The 25,484-nt window shown below is 70.6% G+C and carries 21 protein-coding genes and 1 pseudogene; 9 read left to right on the top strand and 13 right to left on the bottom strand.

All coding sequences use genetic code 11. The features are described from left to right. Positions 1-128: 128 nt before the first annotated feature. Positions 129-254, top strand: a pseudogene (locus NQ707_RS05350) (transposase); the annotation flags it as partial. A gap of 112 nt (positions 255-366) precedes the next feature. On the opposite strand, the gene NQ707_RS05345 reads toward NQ707_RS05350, so the two are convergent. From NQ707_RS05345 to NQ707_RS05320, 6 genes are all read right to left on the bottom strand, one after another. Continuing rightward, positions 367-2,640, bottom strand: a complete 2,274-nt coding sequence (locus tag NQ707_RS05345; RefSeq protein ID WP_369126204.1) for a copper-translocating P-type ATPase — start codon at positions 2,638-2,640, stop codon at positions 367-369. 131 nt (positions 2,641-2,771) lie between these two features. Then, on the bottom strand, positions 2,772-3,077 hold the full coding sequence (locus NQ707_RS05340; RefSeq protein ID WP_404435015.1) for a hypothetical protein: 306 nt from the start codon (positions 3,075-3,077) through the stop codon (positions 2,772-2,774). A gap of 175 nt (positions 3,078-3,252) precedes the next feature. Beyond that, positions 3,253-4,731: a multicopper oxidase family protein gene (locus tag NQ707_RS05335; RefSeq protein ID WP_028703847.1), complete on the bottom strand. Its 1,479-nt coding sequence runs from the start codon at positions 4,729-4,731 to the stop codon at positions 3,253-3,255. A gap of 35 nt (positions 4,732-4,766) precedes the next feature. Further along, on the bottom strand, positions 4,767-5,855 hold the full coding sequence (locus NQ707_RS05330) for a sensor histidine kinase (RefSeq protein ID WP_404435014.1): 1,089 nt from the start codon (positions 5,853-5,855) through the stop codon (positions 4,767-4,769). A gap of 50 nt (positions 5,856-5,905) precedes the next feature. Continuing rightward, positions 5,906-6,601 (bottom strand): response regulator transcription factor, encoded by a 696-nt coding sequence (locus NQ707_RS05325; protein WP_058730458.1) that lies wholly within the window; start codon positions 6,599-6,601, stop codon positions 5,906-5,908. Positions 6,602-6,632: 31 nt separating this feature from the next. After that, complete coding sequence (locus NQ707_RS05320) at positions 6,633-7,271, bottom strand: DUF6803 family protein (RefSeq protein WP_404435013.1); 639 nt, start codon at positions 7,269-7,271, stop codon at positions 6,633-6,635. 150 nt (positions 7,272-7,421) lie between these two features. Between NQ707_RS05320 and NQ707_RS05315 the strand changes: the two genes are divergently transcribed. Next, positions 7,422-8,813 carry an IS1380 family transposase gene (locus NQ707_RS05315; protein WP_109562242.1) on the top strand — a complete coding sequence of 464 codons (1,392 nt, stop codon included), beginning with the start codon at positions 7,422-7,424 and terminating at the stop codon, positions 8,811-8,813. 271 nt (positions 8,814-9,084) lie between these two features. Here NQ707_RS05315 and NQ707_RS05310 read toward each other — a convergent pair whose 3' ends face one another. Further along, entirely contained in the window at positions 9,085-10,701 is a 1,617-nt protein-coding gene (locus NQ707_RS05310) for a thiamine pyrophosphate-binding protein (protein WP_404435018.1), read from the bottom strand. Between the two features lie 318 nt (positions 10,702-11,019). Here NQ707_RS05310 and NQ707_RS05305 point away from each other — a divergent pair, with 318 nt between their 5' ends. Next, a complete protein-coding gene (locus NQ707_RS05305; RefSeq protein ID WP_064725015.1) occupies positions 11,020-12,681 on the top strand; it encodes an NAD-dependent malic enzyme in 1,662 nt (553 codons plus the stop codon). Positions 12,682-12,823: 142 nt separating this feature from the next. Here the strand turns inward: NQ707_RS05305 and NQ707_RS05300 are convergent, their stop codons facing one another. Together NQ707_RS05300 and NQ707_RS05295 are read right to left on the bottom strand one after the other, a co-directional pair. After that, positions 12,824-14,260 (bottom strand): sodium:solute symporter, encoded by a 1,437-nt coding sequence (locus NQ707_RS05300; RefSeq protein WP_224799812.1) that lies wholly within the window; start codon positions 14,258-14,260, stop codon positions 12,824-12,826. A 195-nt stretch (positions 14,261-14,455) separates the two neighbouring features. Continuing rightward, entirely contained in the window at positions 14,456-15,022 is a 567-nt protein-coding gene (locus tag NQ707_RS05295; protein ID WP_058730454.1) for an XRE family transcriptional regulator, read from the bottom strand. Between the two features lie 221 nt (positions 15,023-15,243). Between NQ707_RS05295 and NQ707_RS05290 the strand changes: the two genes are divergently transcribed. Next, complete coding sequence (locus tag NQ707_RS05290; protein WP_260008698.1) at positions 15,244-16,224, top strand: hypothetical protein; 981 nt, start codon at positions 15,244-15,246, stop codon at positions 16,222-16,224. Positions 16,225-16,343: 119 nt separating this feature from the next. Here NQ707_RS05290 and NQ707_RS05285 read toward each other — a convergent pair whose 3' ends face one another. Then, positions 16,344-17,120, bottom strand: coding sequence for a glycerophosphodiester phosphodiesterase family protein (locus NQ707_RS05285; RefSeq protein ID WP_058730452.1), 777 nt, complete (start codon positions 17,118-17,120; stop codon positions 16,344-16,346). A gap of 99 nt (positions 17,121-17,219) precedes the next feature. On the opposite strand from NQ707_RS05285, the gene NQ707_RS05280 reads away from it, so the two are divergent. The 3 genes from NQ707_RS05280 (at position 17,220) to NQ707_RS05270 (ending at position 20,820) form a co-directional block, all read left to right on the top strand. Next, positions 17,220-17,972, top strand: coding sequence for a fructosamine kinase family protein (locus NQ707_RS05280; RefSeq protein WP_129357976.1), 753 nt, complete (start codon positions 17,220-17,222; stop codon positions 17,970-17,972). 342 nt (positions 17,973-18,314) lie between these two features. Beyond that, positions 18,315-19,517, top strand: coding sequence for an agmatinase (gene speB, locus NQ707_RS05275; protein WP_081046027.1), 1,203 nt, complete (start codon positions 18,315-18,317; stop codon positions 19,515-19,517). Position 19,518: 1 nt separating this feature from the next. Continuing rightward, the gene (locus NQ707_RS05270) at positions 19,519-20,820 is read left to right on the top strand and encodes a PLP-dependent aminotransferase family protein (protein WP_224799757.1); all 1,302 of its coding nucleotides are present in this window, start codon (positions 19,519-19,521) and stop codon (positions 20,818-20,820) included. A 128-nt stretch (positions 20,821-20,948) separates the two neighbouring features. On the opposite strand, the gene NQ707_RS05265 is transcribed toward NQ707_RS05270, so the two are convergent. Continuing rightward, entirely contained in the window at positions 20,949-22,202 is a 1,254-nt protein-coding gene (locus tag NQ707_RS05265) for a threonine/serine exporter family protein (RefSeq protein WP_058730450.1), read from the bottom strand. A gap of 227 nt (positions 22,203-22,429) precedes the next feature. On the opposite strand from NQ707_RS05265, the gene NQ707_RS05260 reads away from it, so the two are divergent. After that, a complete protein-coding gene (locus NQ707_RS05260; protein WP_081046026.1) occupies positions 22,430-23,038 on the top strand; it encodes a lytic transglycosylase domain-containing protein in 609 nt (202 codons plus the stop codon). A gap of 45 nt (positions 23,039-23,083) precedes the next feature. Here NQ707_RS05260 and NQ707_RS05255 read toward each other — a convergent pair whose 3' ends face one another. Both NQ707_RS05255 and NQ707_RS05250 read right to left on the bottom strand, forming a co-directional pair. Then, on the bottom strand, positions 23,084-23,755 hold the full coding sequence (locus tag NQ707_RS05255; protein ID WP_404435012.1) for a cytochrome P450: 672 nt from the start codon (positions 23,753-23,755) through the stop codon (positions 23,084-23,086). After that, entirely contained in the window at positions 23,650-24,279 is a 630-nt protein-coding gene (locus tag NQ707_RS05250; RefSeq protein WP_404435011.1) for a hypothetical protein, read from the bottom strand. The genes NQ707_RS05255 and NQ707_RS05250 overlap by 106 nt, the downstream gene beginning before the upstream one ends. Before the next feature lie 90 nt (positions 24,280-24,369). On the opposite strand from NQ707_RS05250, the gene NQ707_RS05245 reads away from it, so the two are divergent. After that, positions 24,370-25,389, top strand: coding sequence for a sulfurtransferase (locus tag NQ707_RS05245; RefSeq protein WP_404435010.1), 1,020 nt, complete (start codon positions 24,370-24,372; stop codon positions 25,387-25,389). The last annotated feature ends 95 nt before the right edge of the window (positions 25,390-25,484 follow it).

Here is a 25,484-nt window from a genome sequence, read left to right as displayed (position 1 = left end):
AAGGTATCGTGGGGCATGTCGGGGTCTTCCGGATGGGCAGTGTAGGAACTTCCATCATCGGGAGGCCTCGACCCTCACCCAGGCAGCGACGCGCCGGCCGCACCTACCTCCTCGATTACGAAGAGCCGGACATCTTGGGGATCTGGCCAGGCAACGGGGACGGGGAGTCGGTGAAGTTCTGGTTCGCCTGCCTGACCGAACTGAAGAACCGCGGGGTCAAGGACGTGTTCTTCGTGGTCTGTGACGGGCTCAAGGTGGCTATGTCAACTTCATTTGGCCCCGGGTTGTCGGTCTGGCTGGGCCCCGGTTGGGTGCGAGAAGCCAACCCAGAGTGAACTCCGGGCAGCTTATGGGGGGCAGTTCATGTCAGTGGTGTCGGCGCAGGCGCAGGGAGTTGGTGATGACGCTCACCGAACTGAGGGCCATGGCGGCTGCGGCGATCATCGGGGACAACAGCCAGCCGAAGGCGGGGTAGAGCACTCCCGCGGCGATCGGAATGCCGATGACGTTGTAGATGAATGCGAACAGCAGGTTCTGCTTGATGTTGCGCATAGTGTCGACGGACAGGTCGCGGGCCTTGACCAGGGCTGCGAGGTCGCCGCCGAGGAGGGTCACGTCTGCGCTCTCGATGGCGACGTCGGTCCCGGTGCCCATGGCGACGCCAACATCCGCCCCGGCCAGGGCAGGGGCGTCGTTGACGCCGTCACCGGCCATCGCGACCGTGTGACCTTGCTCCTGGAACCGCTGGACGTGCCCATGCTTCTGATCCGGAAGCACGTCCGCGATCACCTCGTCGATGTGGAGCTCGTCGGCGATGGCGTGGGCGGTGGTGGCGTTGTCCCCGGTCAGCATCACGATCCGCATGCCACGGTGACGTAGGTCGTCGATGGCCTGGGCGGTGGTGGGCTTGAGTGGGTCGGCGATGGCCAGGATGCTTGCAGGCTGACCATCGACAGTCACGATGACGGCAGTGGCTCCTTGGCGACGGAAGGCGTCGATGTCGTCGGTCAGGGGGGTCGTGTCGGCATGCTGGGTCGTGAGGAAGGCAGGGCTGCCGACCATGACCTGGTGACCGTCGACCAATGCTTCGACGCCGCCACCCGGGTGGGCGGTGAATGCAGTGGCGGTCGGTACGGTGACGTCGCGTTCTCGCGCCGCGTCGACGATCGCGCGGGCCAAGGGATGTTCGGACCCGGACTCGACAGCGGCCGCCATGGCCAGCACGATCTCGGCGTGGTGGCCGGCGACGACCTTCTGGTCGACGAGGCTGGGATGGCCCTGGGTCAGGGTCCCGGTCTTGTCGACCACCAAGGTGTCGATCTTCTGCAGTCGTTCGAGTGCATCGGCGTTCTTGACCAGGACGCCATCGCGGGCTCCGCGACCAACCCCGACCATGATGGACATGGGTGTGGCAAGGCCAAGCGCGCAAGGGCAGGCGATGATGAGCACGGACACTGTAGCAACGATCGCGAACGGTAGCCGGGGCTGTGGCCCGACCGTGGCCCAGACGGCGAAGGTGATCAGTGCGATGCCGATCACGACCGGCACGAACACAGCGGAGATCTTGTCGACGAGCCCTTGGATGGGGGCTTGGGAACGTTGCGCCTGGGACACGAGGTCGACGATGCGGGCCAGGGTCGAGTCGGCGCCCAGGCCGGTGGCCTCGATGACCAGGCTGCCGTCGCTGGTGATGGTGCCGCCGATCACACGGTCGCCGGGGTTCTTGTCAACAGGTACCGGCTCGCCGGTGATCATGGATTCGTCGACGTAGGCGTGGCCGTCGACCACGATGCCGTCTGCTGGGATCTTCTCACCGGGGCGGACCCGGCAATGGTCGCCGACCTGCAGGTCCGCGGATGGCACTTCCTCTTCTTCTCCGTCGGGGTTGATGCGGTGCGCGGTGGCTGGCGACAGGTCCAGCAGGGCGCGGATGGCACCCGAGGTCTGGTCGCGTGCCCGCAGTTCGAGTACCTGCCCCAGCAGCACCAGGGTGATGATCACGGCGGCGGCCTCGAAGTAGACTCCGACCCGGCCACCGTCATCACGCATGATGGCCGGGAAGATCCCCGGGGCCAGGACGGCGACCACACTGTAGAACCACGCGGCACCCACACCGAGGCTGACGAGGGTGAACATGTTGAGGTGCCGGCTGGCCACTGATCGGGCGCCACGTGCGAAGAATGGCCACCCGGCCCACCACACCACGGGGGTGGACAGCGCGAGTTCGACCCAGGGCACCCACGCCCCGACGGCCAGGGCCGGGACCATCGCCAGCACCACCAGGGGCAGGCTGAGCACGGCTGCCACGCGGAGACGGCGGCGCATGTCTGCCAGCTCTGGGTTGGGTCCGTCGTGGACGCCCACCGAGACCGGTTCGAGCGCCATGCCACAGATCGGGCACTCGCCCGGCCCATCCTGCCGGATCTCGGGGTGCATGGGGCAGGTCCATTCGCCATCGCGTGGGCCGGTGTCGGCCTGTGGTGGCGGGGCGCTTTGCCCGCCGTGCTCTTGGTGGGCAGCAGGCTGCCCGGGGTGGGTGTGCTGGTGTGCTGCTGGCGCGGGGGGCTGTCCGTCCGGTTGGAGGAACATGCCGCACTTAGGGCAGCGGCCAGGGTGGTCACTGGTGACCTCGGGGTGCATGGGGCAGGTGAAGGAGTCCCCTTCAGCCGTGATGGGCTCGTCGGGTGGGGTAGGGCTGGTCATGGTCTTCCTCATCCGTTGAGTGGTGGTGCTCTGTGGTGCTGGTGGGCGCGTGGTGCGAGGTTCTTGGCTCAGTGGTGATCGGCCCCGTGGTTCATCATCCGCATCATGAGCCACATCATCACTACGCAGCCGAGGCCGGGGATGACGGCGGCCATGACGCCGCCTGCGGCGAGGCTGGCACGACCTGTCCACAGGTATCCGGCCACGATGAGCAGCATCGGGGCACACATCAGCAGGTGCATCCAGTGGTGGCTCTTGCCGTGGCCTGTCATCTTCGGATCGTGCCGGTGCTGCACGGGCTCGAGTACCGGGTCGGCGGCGGGGCGGGGAGCGTCGCTGTCACTGCGGTTGAGCTGGGTGGGGCTTGTGTACATGGTGGTCTCCTTCGTCGTGTGTGGATGGCTGCCGTCACCATCCAGACTGTCGAGCGTCCATGAAGCTGGACCGGGGCAAATGATGAAGGTTTGACCAAGACGTCGGAGGCATGTGCGGGCATGCGGCGGTGCGGTTCCCGGGGTGACGCGGGAACCGCATCGGCGTGGGCTGGGGTCAGTAGCGCAGGCTGGTCATCATGCCGATCTCGGCGTGGTAGATGTTGTGGCAGTGCAGCATCCAGGCTCCGGGGTTGTCGGCCTGCAGGTCGGCCTCGATGGTCTGCATGGGCAGCAGCAGCACGGTGTCCTTGCGCAGTCCGTTGCTGCCCGGCAGGGACCAAGTGTGGCCGTGGATGTGCATCGGGTGGGCCATCATCGTCATGTTCGTCATCCGCATCCGGACCCGCTGTCCCGGGCTGATCGACAGGGGTGTGTCCTCACCGAACTTCTTGCCGTTGATGCCCCAGGCATAGGGCTTCATCTGGCCGTTGAGCTGGACCTCGAGGGTCTGCTCCGGTTCCTTGTCGGGCAGCTTGGCTGCGTCGGCGGCGCGCAGGGCGGTGCCCAGGGCAGCCTTTCCTCCGAGTTCGGGGATTCGGGTGGTGGCCGGCGGAATGCTGCCGGCGCCGGTCTTGACGATGGCGCGGGCGGGAGTACCGGTCTTGCCCTCGGGGGCGGCCTGCAGCACGAAGACGCCGTCGCCGACGGTGACGGTGGCGTCGATCCTTTCTCCCATGGCGAGGTAGATGGCCGTCGCCTCGACCGGCTGCACGGCGAAACCGTCGGCGTGGGTGATGGTGAGTCGGTGCCCGGACAGGCCGACCTTGAAGATCGTGTCGGCTCCGGCATTGATGAGCCGTAGCCGGACCTTGTCCCCGGGGCGTGCCGTGAGGGTGCGCGGTGCGGCCGGGATCCGGCCGTTGACGACGTAGTGCGGGTAGCTCACGTCTCCGGCATCGCCCAAGGGGGAACTGCCGTGGTCCATGCCTCCCATGTCGTGGTTCATTCCTTGGGACAGGGGGCCGCTGTTGGCCTTGAAGTCGGCGAAGATCGCATCCGGTGACTTGCCAACCCCATCGGTCCAGTCATCCAGGACCAGGACCCATTCCGCGTCGTGGTCGCCCGGATCGCGTGGGTCGTCCAGCACGAGGGGAGCGTACAGCCCCCGGTCGATCTGGACTCCGCTGTGGGGATGGAAGAAGTAGGTTCCGGCATGGGGTGCGACGAACTCGTAGGTGAAGGCACTCTTGGCGGCGATGGGGTCCTGAGTGACACCAGGCACACCGTCGGAGGCGTTGCGCAGGGCAATGCCGTGCCAGTGCACCGAGGTGGCTGTGGGGAGCTGGTTGTCGACCGTGACCCGGAACAGGTCGCCCGCCTTGCCGCGCAGGACGTTCCCGTCGAGTTCGTCGGTGTAGGCCCAGGTCTTGGCCAGGACACCGCCCAGGTCCAAGGTGACAGGGCGCGGGGTCAGGGTGTGGGTGACGGTCGTCGCCCCGGCCGGGGTGGCGAGTGGTGTCTGGGTCGGGATGGCCCATGTGGCCGGGGTGGTGCTGGCCGGGGAGGGCTGCTTGGCGCCGCATGCAGCCAGGGCGCTGGTGGATGCCAGGCCGAGGCCGGCGAGCAAGGCCTGTCGGCGAGTGATCGTGTTCATGCCCACGACTCTTCCCGCCCCGCATTGTGACCGGGTCAGGGAAGTGTGGAGATTCGATCAAGACTTCGTGGCAGCACCAGGGTGAACGACGCACCGCAGCCCACCCCCGGACTGGCCGCCAGCACGTCGCCCCCATGTGCCCGGGCGACGGCTCTGGCGATGGTCAGGCCGACTCCGGTTCCGCCGTCGACGTCACGGACCCTGCGTGATCCTTGGTGGAAGAAGCGTTCGAAGACGTGGGGCACCTCACCGGCGGGTATGCCTGCGCCGGTGTCGCTGACCTGGATGGACACCGAGTCCGTGTCAGACCAGCTCGTCACACATACCTCACCCCCGCGTGGCGTGTGCTGGACGGCGTTGCGCAGCAGGTTGTCCAGGACCTGGCCGATGCGTGCAGGGTCGACATCCACCTCCACGGGGCAGTTGCCACGGGTCACCAGCTGGATACCTGCCTCGGCACAGGCTTTCGCACACGAGGTGACCGCCGATTCCACCAGGTCATCGATGCGGGTCAGCCGTAGTTCCAAGGGGATCCGCCCCTCCTCTGCCCTGGAGACCTCGGAGATGTCGGCCGCCAGCGCCGTGATGCGCTCGTTCTGGCGTTGGAGGACCTCAAGGACCTCCGGCCCATACACGGCGACTCCGTCCTGGAGGCTCTCGAGCGTCACCCGCGTCACGGACAGGGGCGTTCGCAGCTCATGGCCAAGATCGGTCAACATGCGTCGTCGGGTGGCCTCCGTGGCCGCGATCTGGGCCGCCATCCGGTTGAACTCATGGGCCACGGATTCGAGTTCGCGCCCCAGTGGCGGCATGCGCACGGGGTCGTCGTAGTTGCCGTGCGCGACCCTCTCAGCCCCCTCGGCCAGGGCATCCAGCCCTCGGATGAGGCTGCGGTTCAGCACCCATGACGTCACCGCCGCGATCATCATCGCGGCGGCAAGCCCCAATCCCAGGGAGGCCGCACCGGCGTCATGGAAGGCACGCTCGGCATGGTCCAGCACCATGGTCTGGGTGTGCCCGGCCTCGGCCATGTGCTTCTTGAACAACGGCGGGCCCATCTCCAGGGCGGTCAGGACCAGCGTGACGCTCATGGTGACCAGGACGGCGAACTGGGTCCACACCACCCGTCGACCCCACGACAACCCGGGCCACAGCTCTGATGGCCGTCCTCCCATCAGCCTCGGCCCATCCGGTAGCCCACGCCCCGCACAGTCAGCACGTAGCGGGGATCGGCGGCCTCCTCACCCAGCTTCTTGCGAAGGTGTGCCACGTGGACATCGACCAGATGGTCGTCGCCGACCCAGTCCTCGCCCCAGACCATGTCCGTGAGCTGACGCCGGCTCAACACACGTCCGGGATGCGCGGACAGCGCCTTCAGCAGGTCGAACTCGGTGCGTGTCAGGTCCACCGCCACACCATCCATGAAAGCCTCGCGCGAGTCGGGATGCACCACCAGTTCCCCGATCCTGCGGGCGACGGATACCGAAGCCGTGGATCTCGGGCGACGCAGCATCACCTGGACGCGTGCGACGAGTTCGCGCGGGCTGAAGGGCTTGGTGAGGTAGTCATCCGCGCCCACGGACAACCCGATGAGCATGTCCACCTCGTCAGCTCGCGCGGTCAGCATCAGGACGTAGCAGTCGCTGAAGGTGCGCACCTTGCGACAGACCTCCACTCCGTCGAGGCCCGGAAGGCCGAGGTCGAGGATGACGACATCCGGCTGCTCCTCCCGGATCCGCGACACCGCCTCGTTCCCGTCTGCACACGTGTCTGCGGCCATGCCGGCCCGTTCCAGGTAGTTCTTCACCGTGCCGGCCAGCACCGGTTCGTCGTCGACCACCAGCACCGAAGTGCGCGCCACATCACTCATGGCTCCATCTCACCACGAAACCCAGCAGGCGTCACCTCGTCGGTTGCGAGGACGGGGACATGTTGTGGTTCATGCTGCCCATGTCGTGGTTCATGCCGGACATGCCACCCATGTCATGGGTCATGACGCTCGACGACGTGTCACCTCCCAGGACTGCCGGATCGACCATCCCGAAGATCATCGCCACGTGGGTCACAACGAGGAAGGCCGCCACCATCGCCACGTGCATCCGCAGACGGTTCTCACTACTGCGGCCCAGGACCCCCGCCTCGAGGAGACTGATCACGAGCATGGGCAGGCCACCGACCAGGTAGCTGAGGACCGCGATGACATCAGCCGGGCCGCGCCATCCCCCATTCATGGTCAAGGGCACCACCGCGTGGACCATCAGGTGCGTCCCGATGAAGACCCACACGGGACCGGCGAGCAGGCCAGCAGCCCGACTGAGCCTCGCCACCCACGGGGCTGCGGGCCGGTCATTGCGGCGCCCCAGCAGCATGACCAGTTCCGTGATCGCCAAGGTCTCGGCCAGGATGACCGGGAGGGCCATGAACAACAGCAGGTTCCACGGTTGCCGCAGCGCGAGAAGTTCCATGTAGTGGGTCATCGCCATGCCAGCCATGCCCGAGCCAGCAGTCAGGTCGGCCAGGGCCAGCCCGACCGCGGCCACGCTGGCAATTCCCAGGAATGCGAGGGACCCACGAGCCAGCCCGGAGATTTCATGGGGGTAGGTGACCCCTGAACGCGAGAAGTGCCCTTGACCTGCAAGGATGTCGATTGCTGAAGTCGATACTTGCAGGATCAGAGGGGCACTTCTCAGGTGAGTAAGCGTAGCGGGCTGTACCCGCATGTCCGGGTTGATGCTGCGGACGTTCCCGCGGTGGCGCATGCGGGCGGGGTGCTGTTGACGCGCACGGTGCGGGTCTCGGGCTTGGATGTGGCGTTGAGGGAGGCGCTGCGACCATGGCGGAAGCCGCTGGCCAGGCACGATCCGGCGAAGGTCGTGACGGATCTGGCGGTTTCGTTGGCGTTGGGTGGGGACGCGTGCCGAGACGCGGCGTTGTTGCGGGCCGAACCCGGCGTGTACGGGCCGGTCGCTTCGGACGCCACGATCAGCCGGACTATCGCGGCCTTGGCCGCTGAGGTCGACAAGGCCGAGAAGGCCATCGCTGGAGCCCGTGCCACAGCGCGCGAACACGCGTGGCGTCTGGCCGGTGACCGCGCCCCGAGCCACGACGCGTCAGCGGCGAATCCGCTGGTCATTGACCTTGACGCGACTCTGGTGACGGCGCACTCGGACAAGGAACAGGCTGCGCCGACGTTCAAACGCGGCTACGGGTTCCACCCGCTGCGCGCCTTCGTGGACCACGGCGGCGACGGCACCGGGGAACCGTTGGCGATGCTCCTGTGCCCGGGCAACGCCGGATCGAACACGGCCGCGGACCACGAGACAGTCATCAAGCAAGCGCTGGCCGCCACACCAGGGATCAACCCGAGGAGGCCGGGTAAGAAGGTCCTGATCCGCACCGATGGCGCTGGTGGCACCCGTGACCTGTTGTGGTTTTGCCACCGGCGCGGGGTGTCGTATTCGATCGGATGGACCCTGCCGGCCGCGATGCCGCAGCTGTACCGGCTCGTGCCCGAGCGCGTGTGGCAGCCGGCGTACGACGCCGACGGGGCCGTGCGTGAGGGCGCGCACGTGGCTGAGCTCACCGACCTGCTCACGCTGAAGGGCTACCCGCCGGGCATGCGCGTCATCGTCCGTCGCGAACGTCCCCACCCCGGAGCTCAGCTGCGGTTCGAGGACATCGACGGTTACCGGTTGACCGCGTTCGTCACCAATACGCAGCGTGGACAGCTCGCTGAGCTGGAGTTACGCCACCGTCGGCGGGCCAGGTGTGAGGACCGCATCCGGATCGGCAAGGACACCGGCCTGCACAACCTCCCGTTGCAGGGCTTCGCCCAGAACCGGATCTGGCTGCTCATCGTGCAACTCGCGAACGATCTGCTCGCCTGGATGAGAATGCTCGCCCTGAACGGACACGCCGCCCGCCGGTGGGAACCCAAAACACTGCGGCACCGTCTGTTCACCATCGCCGCAACACTCGCGCGATCCGCCCGTCAACGTCTTCTCCACATCAAGGACACCGCGTCCTGGGCAGTCCTGTTCACCACCGCATGGGACAAACTCGCGACCATGGCCCCACCCTGACCAGCGCCACCCCCGTCCCTTCGAGCCAGCACCGTCCTCGTTCCGTGGAAGACGACGCCCACCGGAAGCGACATCCCGGCCCTTGTCGTACCCACCTGCAAGAATCAGCCGATCTCAACGGCAGCGGCGCCCGTCACACCGGCGCCGCTGCCCGATGAAACATCCGGGTTAGGGCGTACGTATCCAGGGGTGCCTCCGTCCCTGCGTCTTGGGTCGGCAGGGAAGCGGCCCGCCGGGAACCGAGGTCCTGGCGGGCCGCCGCGCACCGAGGCTACTTCAGGGTCCGGCCGATCCTCAGGTGGATCAGGGACGGGCCGCGCGTGCGCAGGGCGGTGCGCACGGCGTCGGCCAGGGTGTCCATGGTGGCCTCCACGCCCACGGCGCCGAAGCCCTCCGCGAGCTTCACCCAGTCCGGCTGGCGCAGATCCACCGCCACCGGGGCGATCCCGGCGGCCCGCTCATTGGCGCGGATCTCCCCGTAGCCGCCGTTGTCCACGCAGATGATCGGCAGGTCCAGCTCCTGCTCCACCGCCGTCATCAGCTCCTGGATCGCGAACATCAGGGCGCCATCGCCCAGCAGGCACACCACCGGACGCTCCGGGGCGGCCACCTTGGCCCCCACCGCCGCCGGCAGGCCGTAGCCCAGCGTGGAGTAGGTGGCCATGAACAGCAGCGAGTTCGGCCTCTGCGCCCGGTAGAACGTGGTGGTGCCCATGTACGTCACCTGGGAGGAGTCCCCGGCGATGATCGTGTCCTCCGGCAGCACCTCCATGATCAGCTCATTCAGCTGTGCCAGCTCCGGGGCGATCGCCCGACCCTCCTCATCCAGGGCGTCGAACACCTCCCGCAGATCCCGCTCCGGCCGCGCCGGCCTCCCCGCCAGCTCGGCGCGCAGCGCCTCCACCAGCTGCGGCACGACGGCCGCGGAGTTGCCCGGCAGCTCCAGGTCCGGGGTGATGTTGGTGAGCATCTGGGAGCGCTCGATGTCCTGGCGGATCACCGGGCCCGCCGGGCGGATATCCCCCTCCCACAGCTCGGCCTCCCCGATCTTCGAGCCCACGATCAGCAGGGCGTCCGCAGACCGGCAGAACTCGTGCATCGCGGACAGCCGCAGATCCGCCCCCAGGGACAGCCGGTGCTTCTCCGGGATCGCGCCCTTCCCGTTCACCGACGTCACCACCGGGGCCTCCAGCAGCTCCGCCAGCTCCAGCAGCGCCGGACCCGCCGCCAGGGAGCCGCCGCCGGCCACGATCACCGGACGCTCGGAGGCCGCCAGCAGCTTCGCCGCCCGCGCGACGTCGTGGGCCGGGGCCGGCTGTGGAGACCCCAGCGGGCGCGGGGCCAGGTCCGCCTCCTCGAAGCCGCCCTCCTCCGCGAGCACATCCATCGGCACCTCGATGTGCACCGGCCGCGGCCGGGAGTGAGCGAAGGACACGAAGGCGTTGTGGATCATCTCCACCGCCTCCAGGGCCGAATTGACCCGGCGGGACACCCCCACGATCGCCCCGACCGCGCCGGTGGGGTTCTTGGTCTCGTGCAGCGCCCCGATGTCCCGGAACTCGTGCCCGCGCGGGCGCCCGGGGGAGAGCAGGATCATCGGCCGGGACTCGGCGTAGGCGGTGGCCGCCCCGGACAGGGAGTTCAGCAGGCCCGGCCCGGAGGTGGTGATCACGACGCCGGGCAGCCCCCGGGTCAGGGACCAGCCGTCCGCGCCGTAGGCCGCGCCCTGCTCGTGCCGGGTGGTGATCGGGGTGATCCCCAGGCCCTCCAGGTGCCGGTAGAACTCCAGGTTGTGGGTGCCCGGGATCCCGAAGACCGTGTCGATGCCGTAGCCGCGCAGGGTCTTCAGGATCGCGTAGCCGGCGTTGCGGCGGGGCTCGGTGCGCACCTCGGCGCCGTCGTCCGGGGCGGCCACGGCGCTGGGGGTCGCGACGTCGGGCGCGGTCTCGGGGTGCTGGGTCACGTCAGGCCTCCTGCGGGTGCTGCGGATCGAGATGCTCGGGGGCGCCGACGCGGGAGCCGGCTGTTGCCTGTGGATGAACTGGAGTCTACCGGGAGGAAACCCGCGGCGTGACGCAGACGACGCCGGATATCGCGCGAGGAATTCCCTGGATGCTCCCAGGAACGCGGGCCTACGATCGAGAATGGAAGCACCGAGGCGGAGCCGCCGGGTTCCGCCCGAACCACCTCAGGAGCGTGATTTCCCATGGCCCTGCGTCCCGAAGCGATGACGGACCCCATCATCAACCGCGGCACCGCGTACACCCACGAGCAGCGCAGGCAGCTCGGCCTGACCGGACGCCTGCCCTCCGGAGTGGAGACCCTGGACGCCCAGGCCGCCCGTTGCTGGGCCCAGCTCGGCCAGTTCCAGACGAACCTGCAGAAGTACATCTACCTGGACCAGCTGCACGACCGGAACGAGACCGTGTACTTCAAGCTCCTCGTGGACCACCTCAAGGAGCTGCTGCCCATCGTCTACGACCCCACGATCGGCGAGGCCATCGAGAACTGGTCCCAGGACTACCGCCAGTCCCGCGCCGTCTACCTCTCCGTGGACCGCATCGAGGACATCCGGGAGAGCTTCCAGACCCTCGGCCTGGGCCCGGACGACGTCGACCTCATCGTCTGCTCCGACGCCGAGCAGATCCTCGGCATCGGCGACTGGGGCGTGAACGGCACCGACATCGCCATCGGCAAGCTCGCCATCTACACGGCCGCCGCCGGCATCGACCCCTCCCGCGTGATCGCCGTGAACCTGGACGCCGGCACCGACAACGAGGACCTGCTGAACTCCCCCACGTACCTCGGCAACCGCCACGCCCGGGTGCGCGGGAAGGAATACGACCGCCTCATCGCGGAGTACCTGAAGGTCGCCTCCGAGCTGTTCCCGCACGCCCTGCTGCACTTCGAGGACTTCGGCCCCTCCAACGCCCGGCGGATCCTGCAGGACAACGCTGAGGACTACCGCATCTTCAACGACGACATGCAGGGCACCGGCGCGATCGTCACCGCCGCCGTGATGTCCGGGATGCGGGTGAGCGGCACCGACTTCTCCGACCAGAAGGTCGTGGTCTACGGCGCCGGCACCGCCGGCACCGGGATGGCCGACCAGCTGCGCGCCGGCATGATCCGGGACGGGCTGAGCGAGAAGGAGGCCACCGCCCGGATCTGGCTGATCGACATCAACGGCCTGGTCACCGACGACATGGACGACCTGCCGGACTACCAGCAGGCCTACGCCCGCCCCGCCGACGAGGTGAAGAGCTGGAAGCGCCAGGACGGGAAGATCGGGCTGGCCGAGGTGGTGCGCAAGGTCAAGCCGACCATCCTCATCGGCACCTCCACCGACCACGGGGCCTTCACCGAGGAGGTCGTCTCCGCGATGGCCGACGGGTGCGATCGCCCGATCATCCTGCCGCTGTCCAACCCGACCTCCCGCATCGAGGCCATGCCGCAGGACGTGATCCGCTGGTCCGACGGCCGCGCACTGGTGGCCGCCGGCATCCCCGTGGATGACCTGGACTACAAGGGCACCACCTACCGCTTCGGCCAGGGCAACAACGCCCTGCTCTACCCGGGCCTGGGCCTGGGCACGATCGTCGCCGGAGCGAAGCACGTGACCGACGGGATGCTGCTGGCCGCGGCCTCCGCGGTGGCCGACCAGGTGGATGCCTCCCAGCCCGGCGCCCCGATCCTGCCGCCGGTAGAGAACCTGCGGGCCTCCTCCGCGAAGGTCGCGGTGGCCGTGGTCGAGGAGGCCGTGCGCGCCGGCGTCGCCGAGAACGCCCCGGAGAACGTGATCGCCGCGGTCCAGGAGCGCATGTGGTGGCCGGCCTACCCGGAGGAGCTGCCGACGACGGCGCACTGACCCCGCGCTGACCCCGCGCGCTCCCGACCATCCGCCGAACCGTCGCCGGCGTGGGCTCTGACCCGTTCAGAACCCACGCCGGCGACGGTTCGGCGCATGAGGCCGACGCCGGGGCGGGGCGCGGGCGCGCGCCCGGGCGGGGTTAGCGCGCCAGGCGCTCCCGCCAGGCGCCCAGCACGCGCCGCGGCGTCGGCGGGGTGGCCAGGGAGACCCCGACGAACACCACCAGGGAGGCCGCCAGACCCACGTAGATCGGGGCGTTGGCCTCCACCCCGAACACCGCCATGGACACCAGCACGCCCACGGTGCCCACGACCATGGACCACCCGGCGGCGGCCCCGGTGGCCCGCTGCCACACCAGCGCCCCCAGGATCGGCACGAGCAGCCCGCCCACCAGGATCCCGTACGCGATGGTCAGCGCCGTGACCACGCTGGGCACGAGCATCGCGATGATCGTGACGACCACGCCCAGCCCCAGCACGTACCACCGGTCCAGGGCCATCGCGGCCTCGGACTCCCCGGTGACCTCCAGGGACAGCTGCTCGGTGTCCGGGTGCGACGTCGCGTCCTCCGCCGCGGACCCGCCGCCGGCCAGGGAGCGCAGCAGCGGCACCACGTCCACCCGCGCCACCGTGGCCGAGGCGATCAGCGCCCCGGAGGCGGTGGACATCATCGCGGCCACCCCGGCGGCCAGCACCAGCCCGCCCAGGCCCACCGGCAGGTAGCCCTCGGCCAGGGCCGCGAAGGCCTCATCCCCGGAGGCCAGGTCCGGCAGCACCACGGCCCCGGCCATCCCGATCACGGCCCCGGCCACCCCGTACAGCAGCACGTACACGCCCGAGGCGGTCCCGCCCCAGCGGGCCACCTGCGGGGAGCGGGCGGTGAACACCCGCTGCCAGATGTCCTGGCCCACCAGGATGCCCAGGGTGTAGACCACGAACATCGTCACGATGTACCCGGGCCCGCGCGCCCCGAGATCGAAGTGCGCGGCGTCCAGGCGCTGCTCCAGCCCGGACCAGCCGCCCGCGGCGTGCAGGGAGAAGGGCAGCAGCAGGAGGAACATCCCGACCGTCATGATCGCGAACTGCAGCAGGTCCGTCAGGGTGATGGACCACATCCCGCCCAGGATCGAGTACCCGATGACCACGACCGCCCCGAGGGCGATCCCCCAGGCGCGGTCGATGCCGAACAGCACCCCGAACACGCTGGCGTAGGCCGAGGTGGAGGTCACCGCGAGCATCAGGGTGTACCCGAGTATCACGATCGAGGAGGCCCGCACCGCCCGCCCGCCGAAGCGCAGCCCCAGCATCTGGGAGACGGTGTACACCCGCAGCCGCTGCAGCCGGCCCGCGAACAGCAGGGACAGCACGATGACTCCCACGGCGATCGCCGTCACCAGCCACACCCCGGACAGCCCGTAGGTCCAGCCCAGCCCGACGCCGCCGATGGTCGCCGCCCCGCCGAGCACCACTGCGGACATGGTGCCCGTGTAGAAGACCGGGCCCAGGCGCCGCCCGGCCACCCGGTAGTCCTCGGTGCTGCGGGCCCGGCGTTTGCCCACCCAGCCGAGGAACAGCATGAGCAGCAGATACAGGATGGTGACGGCGACGTTCACGTGGGTCTCCCGAGTCTGGATGAAGTGCGTGGCCTCACGATACTGGGTGCGGATCACCACCGTGTTGCGCTGCCTGCGCCGAACCGTCATCGGCGTGGCTTCCGGGGCGCTGTTGAGCCACGTGGGTGACGGTTCGGCGGAACCCTGAGGCCCGGCCGGTCAGGGGGCCAGCAGGATCCACAGGACCTCGGCCGGCTCCTCGCCCAGGGTGCGCCAGGAGTGCGGCTCGCGCCCGCTGAAGGTCACCGTGTCCCCGGGGCCCAGGGCGTGTTCCCCGGCGGCGGTGCGCAGCAGGAAGCGCCCGGAGATCACGTGCAGCAGCTCGGTCTCGCACTCCACCGTGTACAGGGCCTCCTCGCCCTCCCCGCCCGGGGCGACGCTCGCGCGGATCACCTGCGCGCCCTCCAGCTCCGGGGCCGAGACCAGCCGCTCGGCGATCCCGGTGCCGCCCAGATCCACGTGCGGGGCCTCCGCCAGGCGCACCACCGTCGTCGGCGGCTCCTCGAACAGCTGACCCACCGGGACTCGCAGCGCCCGGCAGATCTTCACCAGGGAAGCCACGGACGGGGAGGTCTGGTCCCGCTCCACCCGGGAGAGGAAGCCCTTGGTCAGCCCGGCCGCCCCCGCCAGCTGCTCGATCGTCATGTGCGCGCGCAGCCGGTGGTTGCGCAGGCGGGCGCCGAGCTCGGGGTCGCGCTCGGACTGCTGGACCGGCAGGGCCTTCATGGGTCGCTCCTGGTGGGGTGGGCGGCTTCGTGATCTCCCCAACGATCCTGCCATCTGCGCCGAACCGTCACCCGCGTGGCTGATCGGCCCGTCGGAACCCACGCCGATGACGGTTCGGCGCGGCAGCACCGGGGGGCGAGTGACACGGATGGGCAGGTCAGGGCGGTTCTCGTTACGCTGGCTGGGCAGAACGTCATCGCACCGACCCACCCGAAAGCGACATGAACCACCTCGTCTCAGCTCGCCGCCCCGCGGCCGCCATCGCCCTGCTCGCCTCCGCGGCCCTCGCCCTGTCCGGGTGCGGCTCCTCCGCCGACTCCGACGACGCCGCCTCCGCGTCCGGGTCCGCCGGAGGGGCCCAGGCCTCGGCGTCGGCGTCGGCCAGCCCCACCACCAGCGGCAAGGACGCGCAGCTGGTCGGCGGCGGACGCACCATGTTCCCGGACCGGCGCATGGTCGCCCTGTACGGCTCCCCCAACGGGCCCTCCCTGGGCGCGCTGGGCGAGCGGTCCCCGGAGGAATCCGCGCAGCGGGTCAAGAAGATGGCCGAGGACTACCAGCAGTACAGCAAGGAGAAGGTAATCCCGGCCTTCGAGATCATCACCACCACCGCCTCCAGCGCCCCCGGTGCGGACGGGGACTACTCGGATGAGATCCCCGTGGAGCAGCTCAAGCCGCTCATGGACGTGGCCAAGAAGGAGGGGATCTACGTGGTCCTGGACTTCCAGCCGGGCCGCTCCGACTTCCCCAGCCAGGTGGAGCAGTACAAGGAGCTGCTGGCCGAGCCGAACGTCGGCGTCGGCCTGGACCCGGAGTGGCGCCTGGCCCCGGACGAGCTGCCGCTGCAGCAGATCGGCACCGTGGACGCCTCCGAGATCAACCGGACCCTGGACGACATCGCCGCGATCACCCGCGAGCACGAGCTGCCGCAGAAAGCCGTGGTCATCCACCAGTTCGCCGGGACAATGATCACCAACCGCGAGCAGATCGACACCTCCCACCAGGAGCTGGCCCTGACCCTGCACGCGGACGGGCACGGCACCCCGGAGCTGAAGAAGGAGACCTGGAACGCCCTGCAGGAGGGACTGCCGAAGGGCATCTGGATGTCCTGGAAGAACTTCTACGACGAGGACACCCCGATGTTCACCCCGCAGCAGACCTACGAGCTGCAGCCCAAGCCCTGGGTGGTCACCTACCAGTGACCCGCCGGGTGCCCGGGGGATGACGTCGGTCTCGGGCGGCGCGGGGCAGGCGTGGTGCTCCCAGGGTGCGGGGGCGGCGTCGGCCGCGGCTCAGGCGGCGGCCCCGGGCACGGCGCGGCTCAGGCGCTGTGCCGCCCGGCGGGGATCCGGGCGAACTGGCGGATGACCCGCTCCGGGCCGTCCGTGCACATCCCGCGCACGCCCCACGCGGCGAGCTTGCGGGAGCGGCCCCGATCGTTCACCGTCCAGGTGTTCACGCCCAGGCCCTCCGCGTGCAGCAACCGCACGGTGGCCCGGCTCAGGTCCCGGTGGTGCGGGTGCACCCACGTCGCCCCGGTGCTGCGCACCGCCTCGCGCCACTCGGAGCGTCGGCTCCACGGGGCCATCTGCAGCGGCTCGAACAGGCAGGCCGTGGCGTAGCCGGGGGCTGCCCGGTGGAACGCGGCCAGCAGCTCATGGTTGAAGCTGGAGACGATCACCTCCCGCTCCGGCGCCAGCCGATCCAGGTGCTCGGTCACGGTCTCCAGGAACCGGGTGGTGCGCCGCGGCGTCGGATCGGACAGCTTCAGCTCCAGATTCAGATTCAGCCCGCGGACCTCGGCCAGCTCGATCAGCTCGCCCAGCTGAGGCACCCGCTGCCCCGCGTGCGCGGAGGAGAACCAGGAGCCGGCGTCGATCCCGGCCAGATCCGTGCGGATCAGCTCGGCCACCGGCCCGACGGCGTCGGTGGTGCGCTCCAGCGTCGCGTCGTGGATGAGCACGGCGGTGCCATCGCCCAGCAGGTCGACGTCCGTCTCGATCCAGCCGAAGCCGGCGTCCGCGGCGGCGCGGAAGGCCGCCATCGTGTTCTCGGGTGCTCTGGCACTGTGCCCGCGGTGGGCGATCAGGAAGCTCACGGCTCCATCCCAACAGGTCGCATCGACGGCAGGGTGAACGGCGGGGGAACCGCTCGGGAACCCCCACCCTATGCGCATCCGCCGTGATAAACCGGAGGGATGGACACTTTCGTGAAGAACACCACGGGACGCGCCGCCGACTGGGAGGCCGCGGGGCTGGACTGGCTGGCCCGCGCCGAGCCGGACGGCGGGGTGCGCATCTGCCGGGTCCTGGGTCGGCCCGACGGCGGGCTCGAGCTGGAGCGGATCCGGGAGGCCGCGCCGTCGAAGTCCGCGGCCGGGGCCTTCGGCCAGGCGCTCGCGGTGACCCACGATGCCGGAGCCCCGGCCTTCGGCGCCGGTCCCGACGGCTGGGAGGGTGACGGCTACCAGGGGCCCGCCGGTCAGCAGCTGGACCTGCGCCTGGGATCATGGGAGTCCTGGGGCGAGTTCTGCGCCGCCGCCCGGGTGGCGCCGCTGGTGCGCGCGGGGAGGTTCGGGGCGGATGAGCGGGCGCTGTTCGGGAAGCTGTGCGATCGCCTGCGTGCCGGGGACTTCGATGACGACGACGCCCCGGCCCGCTGCCACGGGGACCTGTGGTCCGGGAACGTGCTGTGGACCGAGGACGAGGTGGTGCTCATCGACCCGACCGCCTTCGGCGGGCACCGCGAATCCGACCTCGCGGCGCTGTCCCTGTTCGGCGCGCCGCATCTGCGCGAGATCATCGCGGGGTACCAGCAGGTCCATCCGCTGCAGGAGGGCTGGGAGGACCGGGTGGCCCTGCACCAGATCCACCTGATGCTCCTGCACGCCGTGCTCTTCGGCGGCGGCTACGTGACCCGCGCCCTGGAGATCGCCCGCCGCTACGCCTGAGCGGGGGCACCCGTTCCCGTCCGGGCGCGTCCCTCCCGCGACCCGGCGCATCCGTTCCCGTTCGTACGGGTTCTTCCGGCGAGATGGCGCATCCGTTCCCGGTTTTCGCGTTTTCGGGAACGAGAGCGCCGGGTCGGTGAGGGGGTGGGTACGAGGGCGCCGGGTCGATGGGGGTGAGGGTGTCTCGAGCGGAAGGGGTGGGTACGGGAGCGCCGGGTCGATGCAGGAGGAGGGCGTCGGGAGTGCGGGTCCTCGAAGAAGGGGAAGCGCTGGGGCAACTTCTGTTGCACAATGGGAAACGACGCAGATCACATCCTCGTCGTCGAAAGGCAGCAGCATCCCATGACGGACCAGCACCCCGCTGAAGACCCCACCGAAACCACCGGATCCATCGGAACCCCCACCCCCGCCGCGAGCTTCTCCGCGCGTCCCCGGCGGGTCACCACCACGGCCTCGGACGGGCGGCAGATCCTCGGCCCGGTGGACGCCGCGCAGGTGCCTCGCTGGGCCGGGAGCGGGACCTTCGCCCGGCTGCCTCGCCTGGACGAGGTGGAGCACGCCGACGTCGTCGTCGCCGGGATGCCGTGGGACACCGGCGTCTCCTACCGGCCCGGCGCCCGCTTCGGCGCCAACCACGTGCGGGAGTCCTCGCGGCTGCTGCGGCCCTTCAACCCGGCGCAGTCCCACTCGCCCTTCGCTGGGGTGCAGGTGGCCGACGCCGGGGACATCATCGGCAACCCCTTCGACATCGAGGAGGCGCTGGCCGCGATGCAGGCCGGGGCCCGGGAGCTGACCGAGGGTGGGACCCGCCTGGTCACGATCGGCGGGGACCACACCATCGCGCTGCCCAACCTGCGCAACCTGGCCGAGCGCCACGGGAAGATCGCCCTGCTGCACTTCGACGCGCACCTGGACACCTGGGACACCTACTTCGGCGCCGAGTACACCCACGGCACCCCGTTCCGCCGGGCCTTCGAGGAGGACCTGCTGGACACGGACGCCCTGTGCCACGTGGGCACCCGCGGCCCGCTGTACGGCACCGAGGACCTGGATGACGACGCCCGCTTCGGCTTCGGCATCGTCTCCTCGGCGGACATCTACCGGCTCGGGGTGGACCGGGTCGTGCAGATCCTGCGCGAGCGGATCGGGGACCGTCCGCTGTACGTCTCGCTGGACATCGACGTGCTGGACCCCGCCCACGCCCCGGGCACCGGCACCCCCGAGGCCGGCGGGGCCACCTCCCGGGAGATCCTGGAGATCCTGCGGGGCCTGCGCGGGCTGAACCTGGTAGGTGCGGAGGTCGTGGAGGTCGCCCCGGCCTACGACCACGCCGAGATCACCGGCATCGCCGCCGCCCACATCGTCTACGAGTTCATCACCCTGCTCTCGCTCGGCGCGGGGGCCGACGCCGGCTCCCCGGTTTACGGGGAGGCCGACGCCGTCTACGGCGCTCGCCCCGGACGGGCCCGGCGCGACGAGGTTCGGGTGGTGCCCGTGGCCGACGTCGCCGGAACCCCCGACACCACCGGCCGGAAGGAGGCCTGAGGTGCCGAGCATCCAGGAGCTGATGGAGGGCGCCACCGGCGCCGACGCGCGGCTGATGCGCGGCTTCGCCGAGCGCGCCGGGGGCTTCCGTCCCTCGGCGGTGCGCGACGTCTTCGAGGTCGCGATGCGCCCCGGCATCGTCTCCCTGGCCGGGGGCAACCCGGACCTGGAGCTGCTGCCGCTGCAGGAGCTGGGGGAGATGGCTTCGCGGATCATCGCGGAGGAGGGTCTGGAGGTCCTGCAGTACGGCTCGGGGGCGGGGTATGAGCCGCTGATCGAGCTGGTCACCGAGTTCATGCGCTCGGAGGGCTCGTACCCGCGGGTCGAGGAGATCCAGATGACCGCGGGCTCCCAGATGGGTCTGGACCTGGTGACCAAGCTGTTCTGCGATCCGGGCGACGTCATCCTCGCGGAGGGCCCCACGTACACGGGGGCGCTGGGGGTGTTCGAGGGCTACCAGGTGGATGTGCGCCAGGTGCCCCTGGACGAGGACGGCCTGGATCCGGCCGCCGTCGAGACCCGCATCCGGGAGCTGAAGGAGCAGGGCAAGCGCGTCAAGCTGCTCTACACGATCCCGAACTTCCAGAACCCCACCGGGGTGACGCTGGCGCAGGATCGCCGGGCCGAGCTGGTGCGGGTCTGCCGGGAGCAGGACGTGCTGGTGGTGGAGGACAACCCGTACGGTCAGCTGTCCTTCTCCGGTGAGCGCCTGCCGTCCCTGCACTCCTACGACCCGGAGGCCGTGATCTACCTGGGGTCCTTCTCCAAGGTGTTCTCCCCGGGGGTGCGCGTGGGCTGGATGGTCGCGCCGCCGCGGGTGCGCAAGTTCCTGCAGATCGCGGGGGAGGCGGTGACGATCTGCCCGTCGGTGCTCTCCCAGCGCCTGGTCCTGGGGTTCATGGGGCAGGGGCTGTGGGAGTCGCACACCCGCCGCACCGCCGCGCTGTACCGGGAGCGCTGCGACGCCGTGCTCACCGCGTGCCGCGAGCACATGCCGGCCGGCACCCGGTGGACGACGCCGACCGGCGGTTTCTTCACCTGGCTGACCCTGCCGGAGGGCGGCCGGTACGACGACGCCGCGCAGGCCCTGGCCCCGGCGATCGACAACGGCGTCGTGTTCGTCCCCGGCACGGCCTTCCACGATGACCCGACGATGGGTCGCACGCCCGGGACGGATCCGGCCGGGGGCGCGGTGGACGACGCCGGCACCCGCCCGGGCGCCCGGAACCTGCGCCTGGCCTTCTCCTCGGTGGCCCCGGACCGCCTGACCGAGGGGGTGCGGCGCCTGGCCGAGGTGCTCTGAGCCCGAGCGAGCCGATGCTTCAGCGCCGAGGCGGCGCATCCGTTCCCGAAAACTCCATTCCGGGAACGGATGCGCCGCCTCGCGGCATCCGGCCCGCGGTCCGGGCCCCGGGAGTCCCCGGAACCGGTCTATGACCGTGCGCGCAGCCGCCGGGGGCGCAGCCGCACCGCGAGGCCGTGGGCGGTGAGCAGACCGAGGGTCATGGCCGCCAGGCTCAGGGCGGCCGTGGCCGCGTCCGTCGTCACGCTGAGCAGCAGATCCTGGCTCGGCCCGGTCACCAGGTCCATCAGCCCCGCCACGGTGCGGAACACGAACACGCCGGGAACGAGGGCCACGACCGCCGCGAAGCCGATCCCCGCGAAGGGCACGTGCCGGGTCAGCACCACGGGGGCCACCACCAGCCCGGCCACCAGGCAGGCGATGAAGTCACCCACCACGACGCCGGCGCCCACCGGCCCCAGCAGCACCCACCGCACCGCGTGGGCCGCGGCCCCGGCGAGCACCGCGTGCGGGATGTAGCGGGCCTGGAGGGAGAAGTAGACCGGATAGGACGCGGCGGCCGCCGCGGCCGCCGGCACGTCGATCCACCAGGCGACCGAGCGACCGGCCGCGTGGACCGGCAGCTGGGCCCCGCCGAGGGCCAGGCCCAGCAGCAGCCCGATGCTGATGCCGACCACGATCAGGGTGCCGAAGACCAGCCGGGCCCAGCCCAGGGTGATGCGCCGAGCCGCCAGATCCAGCATCCCGTTGAGCAGGTGCGGGCCGGGGACCAGGACCATCGCCGGGCAGACCGCGACCAGGCGGGCGTCGCTGGCGGTGCCCAGGTGCACGGTCAGCGCCCCGGCCAGTCCCGCGAGCAGCGCGGCGGCGAAGGCCTGGCCGATCGGCCCGACGCCGCGCCCACCCAGCCACCGCCGGATCACCGCGCCCAGCCCGGCGGCCACCGCCACCAGCACATAGGACACGGGCAGCCGGGCACCGAAGATCGCCGCGAGGGAGCAGGCGCCGGTGATGCAGGCCAGCGCGAAGATCGGCAGCGGGTAGGCAGGCGTCGACGCGGCGTCCTCGAGGCGCCGGGACAGCTCGCGGGCCGAGGGCTTCGGCTGCGCGCGCAGCTGCGCCATGGCGTTCACGACCACGCCCATGTGCACCCCGGTCGGGGAGCCGATCAGGCGCCGGTGGAGCCGGCCGTCCGGGGAGGCGAGCACGGAGCCGTCCCATTCGGGCAGCAGGCGCACCGGCACCTCCAGGCGGCGGGAGAGATCCTCGACGGCCTGCACCGTCCCCGAGGTGGTGCTGCCGTGGGTGAGCATCAGCTGCGCGGCCTGCCCGACCACCCCCAGACGCTCCTCCCGGCTTTCCTGTTCGGGATCCGCGTTCATCCTCGCTCCTCCTTCCGCGGCCGGGGTCCCGGTCTGCGCCGGAGGTCGCTGATTCCATCCTGCGCTTCGCACCGGAGGCCGACAAAGCGGGACGCGCGCGGGCCGAGCCTCCCAGCGGCGACGGCGCCCCCGGCGTCGCCGCCCGGGGTGGGGTGCGCCCCCGCAGGAGCGGCGGCCCCGGCGTCGCCACCCGGACGACGACGGGGCGTCCCGTATGCTGGGGCGCGATGAGCGAATCACAGGAGAGGGCCCGCGGCGGGCGGGGACGGGGTGCCCTGCGTGCCGCCGTTCAGCACTGGCAGGTGCTCGCGGCTCTCGGGCTGCTCGTCGTCGGCGCGGTGGGTCTGGCCGTCACCGACTACGTGCCCGCGGATGAGACCTGCACCGCCGCGGACTCCCGCCCCATCCCGCAGGACCTCGTGACGGACCTGGAGGGCGCCTCCCGCGAATCCGGCTTCCCCGTGCGAGTGCTGGCCGCGCAGCTGGACGCCGAGTCCGGCTGGAATCCGGACGCCCACTCCCACGCCGGGGCCATGGGTATCGCCCAGTTCACCCAGGACACCTGGGACATCTGGGGCGGGGACGGGGACCCGATGGACGAGCACGACGCGATCGCCGCGCAGGGCCGGTACATGAAGTACCTGCGCACCGAGCTGGCGGACCTGGCCGGAGACGACGAGGACGCCCTCATCCGCTACGCCCTGGCCGGGTACAACGCCGGACCCAACGCCGTGAAGGACGCGAAGGGCGTGCCGAACTACCCGGAGACCCGCAGCTACGTGGACAAGATCATGCGGCTGCAGCAGGAGAAGTACGCTCGCACCTGCGACGGCTGAGGCGATGCCGACGCGCGGCGCGCCCTCGCCCGGCGCGGTCGGCGATCAGCGGCGGACGATGACGGGCACCGAGGAGAACCCGGCCACGGGATAGACCTCGTTGGCGGTGGGCCCGGCCTCTTCGATCGCGGTCGTGGCTGCGAGCAGCTCCTCCACGAGCAGCCGCAGCTCCAGCCGGGCCAGGGGTGCGCCGGGGCAGGCGTGGATTCCGGTTCCGTACACCAGGTTCGCGGACTGATCGCGGTCCGGTCGGTACTGCGCGGCGTCGGGGAAGGCGGCTTCGTCCCTGTTGGCGGAGGTCCAGTTCAGGGTGACCCGTGCCCCGGCGGGCAGGCGCCGGCCACCCACCTCCACGGGGCGGGTGGTCACGCGCCGATTGCTCACCAGCGGGTCCCGCAGCCGCATGATCTCCTCCACGGCCGCGGGGATCTGCGTAGGATCGCTGCGCAGCCGCTCCTGCTCGCGGGGGTGGGAGGCGAGGAACTGCACCAGCACCCCGGCGCAGGCCGCGATGGTGGACAGCTCGCCCACGGTCCAGTTGCGGATGAGGCTGATCAGCTCGGGTTCGGTCATCGGGCGGGCACCGTCCGGCAGCTCGACGACGTCGCGCATCAGCTGGGCGGTGACGTCGCGCGGGCGGCCCTCGGCATCGAGCCCGGCGGAGCCCGTCCGGTCGGCGAGCATCCGGCGGATCGTGCCGTCGAACTCCAGGGCCACCCGACCGATCTCCGCGCGGTCCCGGCGCAGCGTGGCCTCCCGGTGCGCTGAACCCACGCGCTCAGCGGCTCCCGATACTCCTCCTCCCACCCCATGAAGGCGGCGGTGATGCGCAGGGCGTACTGGCGGGCGAACTCCCCGGCCGCGTCCACGCGGTGTCCGGCGGGCAGCTCGGCGATGAGCTCGCGGATCACGGTGCGCAGCACGGGTTCGGCGGCGGCCATGCGCTCGGGAGTGAAGTAGGCGTCGTTGATGCGGCGGAAGGCCGTGTGCTCGGGTCCGTCCAACCCGTTGGGCACCGCGACGTGCCGATCGGAGACGCGGTTGCTGAAGGTCTGCGGGTCCAGGGCCGCAGCGGCGACGTCGGCATGACTGAGCAGGGTGTACCCCAGGTAGTCGTCGTGGGCCACAGGGCAGTGGGCTCGCAGCGCGTCGTAGGCGGCGATCTGATCCTGTTGCACCTCGGGGGAACGGGGGTCCCAGTCGGCGGGAACGGTGGTGTCTTCCGGTCTGCGGACTGTCATGGATCCTCCCTGATCACGGCTGCCCCTCCAATCTAGTACGAACAATGCGCATTATCGGCCGTCACTGGTCCCCCGCGTAGGATGAGGCCCATGACCCACGAGCTGCCCTGGATCGTCTCCGTCGCCGACCTCGCCTCCCTGCAGCGCGCGGCCGAGAACGCCGCCGCCGAGAACGCCCGGCACCGGGCCGCCGCCCGCGAGGCGGCCCGCGCCCTGGAGAACCCCGAGCAGCTGACCGCCGAGCGGCTGCAGGAGCTGGAGGCCAAGCTGGCCGCCGAGGACGAGCGCCTGCGCACCGCGCCCATCGAGGGGCGTCCCGTACGCGTGGCGGACGTGCGCTGGTACCTGGACGGGCGCTCCGGTGAGGAGGCCTACGAGGCCGGGCACATCCCCGGGGCCGTGTTCGTGGACCTCGACTTCATGCTCGCCGCCCCCGCCTCCCCCGAGGAGGGACGGCACCCGCTGCCGATGGAGGAGCGCTTCGCCGCCGCGATGGAGATCAGCGGCATCGCCGAGGACACCCTGGTCATCGCCTACGACGACGCCTCCGGCGCCTCCGCCTCCCGGCTGGTCTGGCTGCTGCGGGCCACCGGCCACCAGGCCGCGGTGCTCGACGGCGGGCTGCCCGCCTGGGTGGCCGCGCACGGTCAGGACGCCCTGGAAGTCGGGCCGGATGAGACGGAGCCGGAGGAGTCCGGGGCCTTCGCCGCCGCACCCTTCGAGGACTCCTGGCTGGCCGACATCGACGAGACCCAGGAGACGGCGTCCTCGGGCGGCGTCGTGCTCGATGCCCGCGCCCCGCAGCGCTACCGCGGGGAGGAGGAGCCCGTGGATCCCCGCGCCGGGCACATCCCGGGGGCGCGCAACCTGTTCCACCGGGACCTGATCGACGAGCACGGGCTGTTCCGCACCCCGGAGCAGATCCGCGCGCGGCTCACCGAGGCCGGGGTGGACCCCGAAGCACAGGAGACGCCGATCGTGTACTGCGGCTCCGGGGTGACCGCCACCCACGAGATCGTGGCCCTGGCCAGCGCGGGGGTGCGGGCGCGACTGTACCCCGGCTCCTGGTCCCAGTATTCGGCCACGGACCGCCCCGCCGCCACCGACTGACCCTTCCGCCCGAGCCCGGCCTCTCGCGACCCGGCGCATCCGTACCCATGTCCCGCTCGGTCTTCCGCGAGGCGGCGCATCGGTTCCCGGTTTTC

The organism is Rothia sp. BD8 (assembly GCF_044878465.1).
Classification (GTDB): domain Bacteria; phylum Actinomycetota; class Actinomycetes; order Actinomycetales; family Micrococcaceae; genus Rothia; species Rothia kristinae.
Note: the sequence above shows the minus strand (reverse complement) of the source record. Positions and strands in the feature narration are given on the sequence as shown.

Coding starts and splice junctions, on each gene's coding strand:
- NQ707_RS05295 (WP_058730454.1), bottom strand. CDS start 15,022: ATGAAGGCCCTGCCGGTCCAGCAGTCCGAGCGCGACCCCGAGCTCGGC.
- NQ707_RS05265 (WP_058730450.1), bottom strand. CDS start 22,202: ATGAACGCGGATCCCGAACAGGAAAGCCGGGAGGAGCGTCTGGGGGTG.
- NQ707_RS05335 (WP_028703847.1), bottom strand. CDS start 4,731: ATGAACACGATCACTCGCCGACAGGCCTTGCTCGCCGGCCTCGGCCTG.
- speB (WP_081046027.1), top strand. CDS start 18,315: ATGACGGACCAGCACCCCGCTGAAGACCCCACCGAAACCACCGGATCC.
- NQ707_RS05325 (WP_058730458.1), bottom strand. CDS start 6,601: ATGAGTGATGTGGCGCGCACTTCGGTGCTGGTGGTCGACGACGAACCG.
- NQ707_RS05300 (WP_224799812.1), bottom strand. CDS start 14,260: ATGCTGTTCCTCGGCTGGGTGGGCAAACGCCGGGCCCGCAGCACCGAG.
- NQ707_RS05340 (WP_404435015.1), bottom strand. CDS start 3,077: ATGTACACAAGCCCCACCCAGCTCAACCGCAGTGACAGCGACGCTCCC.
- NQ707_RS05245 (WP_404435010.1), top strand. CDS start 24,370: ATGACCCACGAGCTGCCCTGGATCGTCTCCGTCGCCGACCTCGCCTCC.
- NQ707_RS05280 (WP_129357976.1), top strand. CDS start 17,220: ATGGACACTTTCGTGAAGAACACCACGGGACGCGCCGCCGACTGGGAG.
- NQ707_RS05305 (WP_064725015.1), top strand. CDS start 11,020: ATGGCCCTGCGTCCCGAAGCGATGACGGACCCCATCATCAACCGCGGC.
- NQ707_RS05290 (WP_260008698.1), top strand. CDS start 15,244: ATGAACCACCTCGTCTCAGCTCGCCGCCCCGCGGCCGCCATCGCCCTG.
- NQ707_RS05345 (WP_369126204.1), bottom strand. CDS start 2,640: ATGCACCCCGAGGTCACCAGTGACCACCCTGGCCGCTGCCCTAAGTGC.
- NQ707_RS05250 (WP_404435011.1), bottom strand. CDS start 24,279: ATGACAGTCCGCAGACCGGAAGACACCACCGTTCCCGCCGACTGGGAC.
- NQ707_RS05260 (WP_081046026.1), top strand. CDS start 22,430: ATGAGCGAATCACAGGAGAGGGCCCGCGGCGGGCGGGGACGGGGTGCC.